9 protein-coding genes are annotated in these 11,433 nt (G+C 57.8%); 5 read left to right on the top strand and 4 right to left on the bottom strand.

Features of this window, described 5'->3' with window-relative positions:
* The coding region (mgtE, locus tag V7665_RS11695) for a magnesium transporter (protein ID WP_335664716.1) at positions 1-1,313 on the bottom strand (1,313 nt) is incomplete at its 3' end.
* Between the two features lie 161 nt (positions 1,314-1,474).
* On the opposite strand from mgtE, the gene V7665_RS11690 reads away from it, so the two are divergent.
* Together V7665_RS11690 and V7665_RS11685 are read left to right on the top strand one after the other, a co-directional pair.
* Positions 1,475-1,924, top strand: a complete 450-nt coding sequence (locus V7665_RS11690; RefSeq protein ID WP_335664715.1) for a peptidylprolyl isomerase — start codon at positions 1,475-1,477, stop codon at positions 1,922-1,924.
* A gap of 9 nt (positions 1,925-1,933) precedes the next feature.
* Positions 1,934-2,497: a carboxymuconolactone decarboxylase family protein gene (locus V7665_RS11685; protein ID WP_335664714.1), complete on the top strand. Its 564-nt coding sequence runs from the start codon at positions 1,934-1,936 to the stop codon at positions 2,495-2,497.
* 9 nt (positions 2,498-2,506) lie between these two features.
* Here the strand turns inward: V7665_RS11685 and V7665_RS11680 are convergent, their stop codons facing one another.
* Entirely contained in the window at positions 2,507-3,385 is an 879-nt protein-coding gene (locus tag V7665_RS11680) for a LysR substrate-binding domain-containing protein (RefSeq protein ID WP_335664713.1), read from the bottom strand.
* A gap of 344 nt (positions 3,386-3,729) precedes the next feature.
* Here V7665_RS11680 and V7665_RS11675 point away from each other — a divergent pair, with 344 nt between their 5' ends.
* Positions 3,730-6,057, top strand: coding sequence for a CDC48 family AAA ATPase (locus V7665_RS11675; protein ID WP_442955220.1), 2,328 nt, complete (start codon positions 3,730-3,732; stop codon positions 6,055-6,057).
* On the opposite strand, the gene V7665_RS11670 is transcribed toward V7665_RS11675, so the two are convergent.
* Complete coding sequence (locus V7665_RS11670; RefSeq protein ID WP_335664712.1) at positions 6,054-7,415, bottom strand: MFS transporter; 1,362 nt, start codon at positions 7,413-7,415, stop codon at positions 6,054-6,056. The genes V7665_RS11675 and V7665_RS11670 overlap by 4 nt on opposite strands.
* An 18-nt stretch (positions 7,416-7,433) precedes the next feature.
* The gene (locus V7665_RS11665; protein WP_335664711.1) at positions 7,434-7,754 is read right to left on the bottom strand and encodes an antibiotic biosynthesis monooxygenase family protein; all 321 of its coding nucleotides are present in this window, start codon (positions 7,752-7,754) and stop codon (positions 7,434-7,436) included.
* A 105-nt stretch (positions 7,755-7,859) separates the two neighbouring features.
* On the opposite strand from V7665_RS11665, the gene V7665_RS11660 reads away from it, so the two are divergent.
* Both V7665_RS11660 and V7665_RS11655 read left to right on the top strand, forming a co-directional pair.
* Positions 7,860-8,486, top strand: a complete 627-nt coding sequence (locus V7665_RS11660; RefSeq protein WP_335664710.1) for a class I SAM-dependent methyltransferase — start codon at positions 7,860-7,862, stop codon at positions 8,484-8,486.
* 110 nt (positions 8,487-8,596) lie between these two features.
* A partial coding sequence (locus V7665_RS11655) for a M16 family metallopeptidase (protein ID WP_335664709.1) occupies positions 8,597-11,433 on the top strand: 2,837 nt, incomplete at its 3' end.

The raw sequence follows: 11,433 nt of genomic DNA, 5'->3' as shown, positions 1-11,433 counted from the left end.
GCCGGATCCTGATCGAGCCGGTCGAGCATCACCGGCACGAATATGCCGGCAAAACCGGCGATCACGATATTGATCAGCATGGCGACCGCGATAACCCCGCCGAGCACCGGATTGCCAAAGACCAGACCGGTGCCCAGCCCGACCAGCACGGCAATCGTGGCGCCGTTGAGCAGGGCTATGCGAAATTCACGGCCGATAATCCGGCGCGTGTTGGAGCGAGTCAGTTCGTTCATCGCCAGCGCGCGGACCGAGACCGCCATGGTCTGGGTGCCGGCATTGCCGCCGATCGAGGCGACGATCGGCATCAGAATCGCCAGCGCGACCATCTGCTCGATCGCTGCGCCAAATATCGAGATGACGAAACTGGCGACCAAGGCGGTTGCCAGATTGGTGATCAGCCAGCGCACCCGGGCCTTGTAGCTATCGCGGATCGGTTCGTTAATATCACCGTCGCCGGCGCCGGAAAGCAGCAGCACATCCTCGCTGGCTTCATTCTCGACAATATGGAGAATGTCATCGACGGTGATCATCCCGATCAGGCGTCCGTCGTCATTGACCACGGCGGCCGAGATCAGATTATATTTCTGGAAGCGCAGCGCTACTTCTTCCTGATCCATATCGACCGGAATCAGGGTCTGCTCGCGCTTCATCACATCGGCGATGGCGATTTCGCGCGGGGTTCTGAGGATCCAGCTCAACTGGCAGGTGCCAATCGGCCGGAACGCCGGATCGACGACATAGATTTCCCAGAATTCGGTGGTCAGATCGTCATTCTTGCGCAGATAGTCGATCAGGTCGCCGACCATCATATGTTCGGGCACCGCGACAAATTCGCGCTGCATGATCCGGCCGGCGGTTTCCTCGTCATAGGTGAGGGCGCTCTCGATCGCGGCGCGGTCTTCGGCGTCCAGCTCGGCCAGCACGGCCTGCTGTTCGCCTTCGTCGAGATCCTCGATAATCGCGACCGCGTCATCGGTGTCCAGCTGTTCGGTCAGGTCGGCAATCTGACCGGCATCGAGCACTTCGATCAGGTCGTCGCGAACATGCTCGTTCATCTCCGCGAGCACGTCGGCGCTCACCAGATCACCGAGCGCGCTGGCCAGCGGTGCGCGTTCATCCGAATTAATCAGCTCGAACAGATCGGCGATGTCGGCATTGTGCAGCGGATTGACCAGTTCCTGAGCCAGAACATAATCATTATTCTCGACCGCATCGGAAACCGAGCGGACGAATTCGTCGGTCAGCCGGTTGTCATCGTCGAGCACATCTTCGCGTTCGATGACAGTATCTGGAGCGTCGTTGATATCGGTCATCGCGATGCTCCCTTTCTGCGCGCGTTCGGCTGCTTACTAGTCGTTGCAAGGTTGCAATTGCAATCTTTTGTGACAAATATCGCCAGGCAGGGTGATTTTTCCAAACGGCTTGCCTATATGCGGCCCAAGGACGATTCAATGAACAAAAAGGAACAAGCCTCATGGCCCACGAAAAAATGACTCTCCACCTCGAAACCGGCGATGTCGAAATCAAGCTGCGCGCCGACCTCGCTCCCAATCATGTTGCCCGGATCACCGAGCTGGCATCCGAAGGCTTTTATGATGGCGTCGTCTTCCACCGCGTCATCAATGGTTTCATGGCCCAAGGCGGCGACCCTACCGGAACCGGCATGTCCGGCAGCGACAAGCCCGATATTGCGCAGGAATTCTCCAAGGAGCCGCATGTTGAAGGCACTTGCTCGATGGCCCGGACGATGGATCCGAACAGCGCCAACAGCCAGTTTTTCATCTGCCTCGACGATGCCGGTTTTCTCGACGGTCAATATACGGTCTGGGGTGAAGTGACCTCCGGCATGGAAGCCGTTCACGCCCTGCCAAAAGGCGAACCACCAGCGAAGCCAGGCGCGATCAAGTCCGTAACCCTCGCCTGATCGACCAACATGCGTCTCGATAAACCCAGGATCGCCCCGCTCGCCGAGTCAGAACTCGATGACAAGAGCAGGGCGATGCTGGGCGAGCGTTTCAAGGCCGGCAAGATACTCAATATCTTCCGGACGCTGATAAAAGCGCCAAAAGCCTATAAGGCGTTCATGTGGTGGGGCGGCTATATCCTGTCCGACCATAATGACCTGCCGGCACGCGAACGCGAAATCATCATCCTGCGCACCGGCTTCAACTGGAAGTCCGGCTATGAATGGGCGCAGCATGTCCGGATCGGCAAGGACTGCGGTCTGACCGATGCAGAGATAGAGTGGATCAAGGTCGGGCCGGATGCTCCGGGCTGGACGCCGCTGGAACGCGCGATGCTGCAGGCGACCGATGATCTGACCGGAGACGGGCATGTTGCCGATGCGACCTGGGCGGCGCTGGCGGAACTGACCGAGAAGCAGCGGATGGATCTGGTCATGACCGTGGGACAATATAGCCAGGTTTCGATGCTGCTGAACAGCTTTGGCGTGCAGCTCGACGATGATCTGACGCTGGATCCCGATCTGACCGCCTAGGGTCTGACCCTAGAGACCCGCCTGCGCCACCCAGTCGTGGAAAATCCGGACGGCGCGGTTTTTCATGTCGCGTTTGCGGCAGACGAACCAGTAGCTGTAGGGGCTGTCGACCTCATAGTCGAACAGGCGAACCAGCCGTGGATCATTGGCATCGGAAAAATGCCCGCCGTGCATGATCGCGATGCCAAGGCCCTGCGCTGCCGCTTCCAGCATCAGTGCGCCGCTGTCGAGATGGTCGATACCAGCCGGCTGCAGATCGGGTAGTCCCACCGCTTTTTTCCAATTGTCAAAGGCCCGGGTCATGTTGCTGTGGATCAGGATATTGTGATTCTTCAGATCCTCTGGATGTTTTATCGCATTCGGGCCCTTGATCAATTCTGCGGACGCAATCGCATAAACCTTGTTGCTGTCCAGTTTCATCGAATAGAGATTGGGATCGACATCGTCGCTGATGATGATCGCCGCATCCACCGCATCGCCCAGCATATTTTCGGCATGGGCGGACGTATCGACGTCAATATGCAGCTTGGGATAGAGTTTTTTCAGTTCCGGAAGCCGCGGCAGCAAGCGGGTTGCGCCGAACAGCGCCAGCACGCCAAGGCGCAAGCGCATGTCACCGCCGGTGACGGTCATCTGGTCTACCGCTTCGCCAATGGTTTCCATCGCCGGGGCGACCGCTTTCAGCAAGGTTTGTCCATCTTCGTTCAGCACCATCGACTGGTTGCGTCGTTCGAACAGCGGCTTGCCGATATGATCCTCAAGCGATTTGATTCGCCGGCTGAGGGCTGGCGCGGACAGGGCCAGTTCCGCCGCCGCAGCCTTGGAAGAACCCAGGCGGGCAACACGAATGAAGGCCTCGAGGGCGCGAAGGGGAGGAAGACGGCGCATCGGATGATCGATATCGTGGCTAAATCAGCTTTGTGCAATGCAAAAATGAAGGTGAATTTTATAAAGTGGCGGAAATCAGTCACTAACATAATTGTTAAGTTGCAAGATATGCAATCTATAATGTTCTTTTCGCACTTGCACAATAAATGGATTCGATGCATTCAGAGTGGGCCTTTCAGGCATCCTCTCCTAAAAACTTTTCAGGCCAGTTCTTCGGAACTGGCCTTTTTTTTTGGCTGAACTCGGCCATCTGCTGTTGCATCTGAAAATCTGAGTCGCATATCGGCCTGGCGATCCCTATCTTATTGGAAACAACCAAAACGATATCGAGGAGATACGTCCCAGTGTCCGATCCAGTGCCAGTTAAAGACAAGCCCGAAGACGATAGCAAGCTGCTGAAACTGCAGGTTGCCAATGCCCGGCCCGAGGACAGCGGTCGCGGACTGGCCCGATTGTCGCGGGATAATCTCGGCAAACTGGGATTGATCGAGGGCGATGTCGTCGAAATTCTCGGCAAACAGGCGACTCCGGCGCGGGCTGTCCTGCCCTATCCGGAAGATGAGGGTCTGGATTTTGTCCGGCTTGACGGCCTGCAACGCGCCAATGCCGGTGTCGGAGCGGGCGATTATGTTGAAATTCGCAAGGTCGAATCGAAGCCGGCCAAGAAAGTTGTTTTCGCCCCGGGCCAGAAGGACCTGCGTCTGCAAGGCAATGGCGGTGGTCTGAAGCGCAGCTTCATGGGCCGCCCGCTGAAGGCGGGAGATTTTGTCGCCACCCATGGCCAGCAACAGGTGGATCGCGCCGACATGCCACCGCAATTGCGGCAGATGCTGGCGGCGCCGGCCTTTTCGCTCACGCAAATCCGGCTCAACGTCGTTTCAACCTCTCCCAAGGGGATTGTCCATATCGACGAAGAGACCGAGGTCGAACTGCGGCCGGAATATGAAGAATCGACCGAACATCGCCGTGCTGATGTCACTTATGACGATATCGGCGGGTTGCAGGAGACGATCGATCAACTGCGTGAAATGGTCGAATTGCCACTGCGCTATCCGCAGCTCTTCACCCGGCTTGGCGTTGATCCGCCACGCGGCGTGCTGCTGCATGGCCCTCCGGGCACCGGCAAGACCCGGCTCGCCCGGGCGGTCGCCAATGAAAGCGAAGCCGAATTTTTCCTGATCAACGGTCCGGAAATCATGGGTTCCGCTTATGGCGAGTCTGAAAAGAAGCTGCGTGAAATATTCGAGGCAGCGACTCAGGCCGCGCCTTCGATTCTGTTCATCGACGAGATCGATTCGATCGCGCCGAAGCGCGGGCAGGTGCAGGGCGAAACCGAAAAGCGGCTGGTGGCACAGCTGCTGACCTTGATGGACGGTCTCGAATCACGACTCAATCTGGTGGTTATCGCCGCGACCAACCGCCCCGAAGCGATTGATGAAGCCTTGCGTCGTCCCGGGCGCTTTGATCGGGAAATCATCGTCGGCGTTCCGGACATGGCCGGACGGCGTGAGATATTGGGCATCCACACCCGTGGCATGCCGCTCGACAAAGCCGTCGATCTGAAAGAGCTGGCACGGACAACCTATGGATTTGTCGGAGCCGATCTGGCCGCCCTGACTCGCGAGGCGGCGATTGAAGCGGTGCGCCGGATCATGCCCAAGCTGGATCTGGAATCGGAAACCGTGCCGCCGGAAGTGCTCGAAGAACTGGTTGTCTATCGGCATGATTTTGTCGAAGCCCTGAAACGGGTCCAGCCATCGGCCATGCGCGAAGTCATGGTTCAGGTTCCCGATGTTCGCTGGGAAGATATTGGTGGCCTCGACGAAGCGCAGATACGGCTGAAAGAAGGCATTGAACTGCCGCTGAAAAACCCGGAAGCCTTTACACGGCTGGGCATTCGTCCCGCCAAGGGCTTTCTGCTCTATGGTCCGCCGGGCACCGGCAAGACCCTGCTGGCAAAGGCCGTCGCCCGCGAAGCAGAAGCCAATTTCATCGCCATAAAATCAAGCGACCTTCTGTCCAAATGGTATGGCGAGAGCGAGCAACAGATTGCCCGCTTGTTTGCCCGGGCGCGGCAGGTGGCGCCAACGATCCTGTTTATCGACGAGATTGACAGTCTCGTTCCGGCGCGGGGTGGCGGTATGGGCGAACCGCAGGTGACCGAGCGGGTGGTCAATACGATCCTGGCCGAGATGGATGGTCTGGAAGAAATGCAATCGGTGATATTGATTGGCGCGACCAACCGCCCCGGTCTGGTTGATCCGGCGTTGCTGCGGCCGGGCCGGTTCGATGAACTCATCTATGTACCGGTTCCTGGCAAGGCTGGCCGCCGCCGGATATTGGCAATTCACACATCGAAAATGCCGCTGGCCAAGGATGTCGATCTCGATGAAATGGCAGAGAGCACGGATCGCTATTCCGGTGCCGATCTGGAGGATCTTGTCCGCCGGGCGGGCCTGCACGCGCTGCGGGAATTTGGCGGACTGGTCGAAACCGTGCAGATGAAACATTTCGAGAGCGCGCTGAAAGACAGCCGTGCTTCGGTAACGCCGGAAATGGAGGAAGAATATTCCAAAATGGAATCGCAGCTGAAGCAGAATGCGATGCGGGTCGAACCGATCGGCTTTGTCTCGCCGGGAATGTTGACTCCGGTCAAGGACAGCAAACACTAGCGGTCGGAGTCTAGCCTTTCGTCCAGCTTGAGGGTCTTGAAACCCCAGCCGAACAGGAAGATACAGATGCCGGTTGCCAGCCAGAAGGGCAGGGGACCGGCATAGGTGTAAAGCAGGACACCAAAGGCTGGTGAGGCGATAAAGGCCATGCCGTTGACTGACGCGACAATGCCGGCGACGCCGTTTTGCTCGGATCGCTTGACGGCCAGCGAAGCGCCGGCGGTGAAACCCGGGCGGAACAGGCCAAAGCCCAATGATGCCACGGCGAAGCCGATGATGATGCCGTGAAGATCATGGGAAAGCCCGATGAGCAGGCAGCCACAGGCTCCCAGGACCATGCCCCATAATATCGAGGTCCGCGGCCCCATTTGCAGCAACGGGATCAGTCCCCATTGCGCCAGCAAGGTCGCCGCTGCGCCGGACATCAGCACGATGCCGGTCATTCTGATTCCCATTTCCGGGTCGCCGCGCAAGCCGAGCCGGTCGAGCACCAGAAAGCCGACAACGCCCAATATCAGGGCATGCGCATTGCCGCCCAAAATGCCGGTGATCAGCCACGGCTTGATTCGGTGATCGCCCCAGCGCAATCGCGGCGGCAGGCTGGTTTCTTCTGCGCCGTCGTCATCCTCCTCTTTCAGGCTGTTGGAAGAAGGCGCAGAACTATAGGGTTCCGATGTCACCACGCCGCGTGCCTGATAGCCGGGATTGTCATTGGGCAATTTCAGCGCCAGTGCCACCATCACCAGGATTCCGATGGCAGCGAAGGCGAACATCGGGCTGGCAAGCCCCAGAACCGGAATGATCAGCAAGGGTGCAACGGCCGGACCGACAATCGTGCCGAGACCGAAGGAGGATGAAATCAGCGACAGCGCTTTCGTCCGGTCGGCGCGCGCGGTGCGCGAAGCGACATAGGCTTGCACCGCGGGCGGAGCGGCGGAACCCAGGCCACCGTAAAGGCTGCGGAACAGGGCAAACAGGACAAAGGTCCAAAGCGCACTATACCAGCCCAGCAGGCCAAGAAACAGCGCCAGACCGGCCAGGGCAAAGGACGTGGTAAAGCCGATCATGCCCAGACGCATCAGCGCCTTGCGACCGCGATGATCGGATTGGCGGGCCCATTTCGGAGCGGTATAAACCCATAATAGAGCCGACCAGCTGAACGCCGCGCTCACCCAGAAATCGGGAATATCGAGCTGCGTTCCGATCGTCGGCAATATCGATTGCATGGCGGTATTGCCGGACGCGGTGACCAGCATGACCGAAAACAGCACGGCCATCCGGGTGCCGTCGATCGGCTTGGCATCGGGAAAGGATGATACCTTCCGGTCGAGCGGTTCAAAGTCGGGAGAATCGGCCATCGGCGTTCCTATGCCATGCTATTTCTGCCAGTCATAGCCACGTTCGACGCGGGCGACATGAAGGCTATATTCGCTATACCATTTGTCGCGGCCCTGATCGCGAATATGGGCATGTTCCGGGTGATCGCGCCATGCCTTGGCGCTGGCATCATCGCGCCAATAGCTGACCGTAATCCCCAAACCATCCGCTGACCGGGCATGATCTTCACCGAGATAGCCCGGCTGCTGCGCTGCGAGCGCGCCCATTGCTGCCGCCGCAGCCTGGTAGGCCTCGTCATCGACGCCGGTACGTTGCGCGCAAAAAATGACCGCAACCGAGTCTGTTGGATGAAGCAGCATGGCAAGCTTTTAACCGCTCGATTGCACCGGGCAACCGCTATTATATTTGTCACCGGCGCTGTAACGCCCTAGTAAGACAGTTTGATCGGCCACCGGAGGACTGCATTGACTAATAGTATCGCCAAGACAAAAATCGTGGATCGCATCAAGTCGGGGCTGGAACGGCGCCTCGGTCCCTGGGGTGTTTTCTTCAAGGGCTTCCTGAAACACCCGGTGATGGTGGGTTCGGTCATGCCGTCGTCGGACATCACGATCAAAAAGATGCTCGAACCGGTCAAATGGGATGAGTGCGACCTGTTCGTCGAATATGGTCCGGGCGTGGGTACTTTCTGCCGTCCGGTGCTTGAACGGTTGAAGCCCGGCGCAACCCTGATCGTGATCGATCTCAATGCCGATTTCATCGACTATCTGGGCAAGTCCATACGCGACAGCCGCTTCTACCCTATTCACGGGTCCGCCGCCGATGTGCAAAAGATCATCAGCGAGCTCGGCCACGAGAAAGCCGACTATATCCTTTCCGGCCTGCCTTTCTCGACGCTGCCCGACCAGCTCGGTCCCAAAATCGCCAAGGAAACTTACGCGGCTATCCGGCCGGGCGGGGCGTTTCTGGTCTATCAATTTGTCAAAAAGGCGCGCGACTTCATGGTCCCGCATTTTGACCATATCGACAGCGGCTATTCTTTCTGGAATATATTGCCCTGCCATCTGTTCTGGGGCTGGAAGACAAAATAGCCGTTGGTCGATGGTTGAATGACGTTCGTCGAAGCCGGCAATCGGCCTGGCCCCCTTTACCGGCATGTCCGAGAATATATGATCTACATTTGACTGAGAGGAATATCCCGATGCTCCGTTTGCCTCGCTCCCTGTTGCTGGCGCTGACCAGCGCAGCATTGACGGTTGCTGCTCCAGCACTGGCCAGGCAGCATGAGGCCGCCAAGCCAGCGCCGGTCAGCGAACTGGTCGATGCGGTCGCTATTCCTTATGAACAATTCACCCTCGACAACGGGTTGAAAGTTCTGGTGCACACCGATCGTAAAGCGCCGATTGTCGGTGTCGCGACGTGGTATAATGTCGGTTCAAAAGACGAACCCGCCGGGAAAACCGGCTTTGCGCATCTGTTTGAACATCTGATGTTTAACGGATCGGAGAACGCACCGGGTGATTTTTTCGAATATTTGCAGGAAATAGGCGCGACGGATTATAACGGTACGACCAATTTTGATCGCACCAACTATTTCGAGACGGTGCCGCGTGGGGCGCTGGAACGGGCGTTGTTTATCGAGAGTGACCGGATGGGTTATCTGCTCGGTGCGATCACGCAGAAGAAGTTGGATAACCAGCGCGGCGTCGTCCAGAATGAGAAACGGCAAGGGGACAACCAGCCCGGGGGGTTGGTTTTCTATGAAATCATCAAAAATATTTTTCCGCAAGGACATCCCTATGACCACACGGTCATTGGTTCGATGGCTGATCTTGATGCCGCCACGATAGACGATTTGCGGAACTGGTTTCGCAGTAAATATGGACCCAATAATGCCACGCTCGTTCTGGCGGGGGACATATCGGCGACTGAGGCGCGTCCATTGGTCGAAAAATATTTCGGCAAAATTGCACGCGGGCCGGTGAACGTGCCGGCTGCAGCCTCTATCCCGCAGCTCGAGAAACCCGTGCGGACGGTGATGCAAGATCAGGTCGCAGCCACCAATATCTCGCGATATTGGCCAGCGCCCGGCATCAGCGACCGCGCGTTGACCGCGCTGACCGTTGGCGCAGATATTCTGGGCGGACTTTCCAGTAGCAGACTGGATAACGCACTGGTTCGTGACGAAAAAATCGCGGTCAGCGTCTCGGCTGGCAATTATACCTTTCAGCGGGTCGGTATTTTGAGCGTTGGCGCGACGGCCAAGCCCGGTGTCGAAGCCGCTCTGGTTGAAAAGCGGATGAACGAGATTGTCGACAAATTCATCGCGGAAGGACCAACCGAAGACGAAGTGCGCCGGGCAGCGACGGATTCCATAGCCTCGACCATTCGTGGTCTGGAGCAGGTCGGCGGATTCGGCGGCAAGGCGGTTACCCTGGCACACGGGCAGGTATTGGCCGGCGATCCCGGATTTTATGAAAATGAGCTGGAGATACTCGCGACCCTGACGCCGGCTGAAGTGAAGGCGGCGATGCAGCAATGGCTGACTCGTCCCAGCTATACGTTGACGCTGGAGCCCGGTGAACGCTCCGGTGAATATGCGGAAACGGCGGTAGAGCCCGCCGCTGATAAAGCGGATGCGGCCGATGACACGATCACGGTCAGTGTGAAGCGCGATCCTCCGGCAATCGCGGCGCTTGCGCCACTGGATTTTCCTGATGTCGCGCACATCTCACTCTCAAATGGCATGAAAGTACATTATGCGATGCGGGCAGCTGTGCCGGTGACGCGCATAGCTCTGTCTTTCAACGCCGGCAGCGCGTCGGACCCGCTTGTCAAACGCGGACTTGAAACACTGGCGCTGACCCTGTTCGAACAAGGCACGCCTTCTCTTACGTCGCGTGAAATAGCAGAAGCGCAAGAACGTCTTGGCGCGCAAATCATGTTGGGCGGCGGCGCGGACCGCTCCAATTTTGAGCTGACGGCGCTATCGCCAAATCTTGAACCTTCGCTGGATTTGCTCGCCGACATCGTGCGCAATCCTGCTTTCGCCCCAGCCGAAATTGAACGGGTGCGCACACAGCAGATTACATCGATTGAGCAGCAAATGCGCAGCCCGCAGAGCATGGCATCAAATACGCTGGCGCCTTTATTATATGGCGAAGACAATCCTTATGGCGCGACGGGCAGCGGTACGCTGGAATCGGTTCAATCGATAACCCGCGCTGATTTGGTGAACTTCCAGCAGGAATGGATCCGTCCGGACAATGGCGAAATTTTCGTGGTTTCGGATCTGTCGCTGGATCGACTGAAACCGATTTTGGAGGCCAAATTCGGCAATTGGCGCGCGCCCAAAACAGCGATGGGCAAAAAGAGTTTTGCAACGCGGCCGATCAAGCCGGAGCAGGCGCGGGTCATCGTGGTCAACCGGCCCAATTCCCCGCAATCCTATATTTATGGCGGCATATTGACGCCGATGCGGCCGCAGGACGCAGATATTGTCGACCTGGACAATGCCAATAACGCGCTTGGCGGGAACTTTCTCGCGCGACTCAACATGAACCTGCGCGAGACGAAAGGCTGGAGCTATGGTGTGCGGGGCACGGTTCGGCTAACCGAAAATGCGGTGGCCTATACTGTCGCCGCGCCCGTGCAGGCGGACCGTACCGGAGATTCGCTCAAGGAACTCATTACCGATATCGACGATTTTCTGGGCGACAAAGGGGTGACCGAAGCCGAGTTGAAGCGCGCGGTCATCAAGGAAACGCGCGAGCTGCCCGGGCAGTTTGAAACATCCGATGCGGTGCTGTCGGCGATGCAGAGCAACGCTCTTTACGACCGCCCTGATGATTATTATGAAACACTGGCGGACCATTATAGCAAACAAACCCGCGAAAGTCTGGATGCCGCTGCCCGTCGGGCGCTGGCAGCGGGCAAATTCACCTGGGTCATTGTCGGCGACGTCGACAAGATCAAAAGCCAGCTGGACGCGCTCGACATGCCAATCGAATATCGCGGCTATGAAGCTAGTGACACTGC

The organism is Parasphingorhabdus sp. (assembly GCF_036964675.1).
GTDB lineage: Bacteria > Pseudomonadota > Alphaproteobacteria > Sphingomonadales > Sphingomonadaceae > Parasphingorhabdus.
Note: the sequence above shows the minus strand (reverse complement) of the source record. Positions and strands in the feature narration are given on the sequence as shown.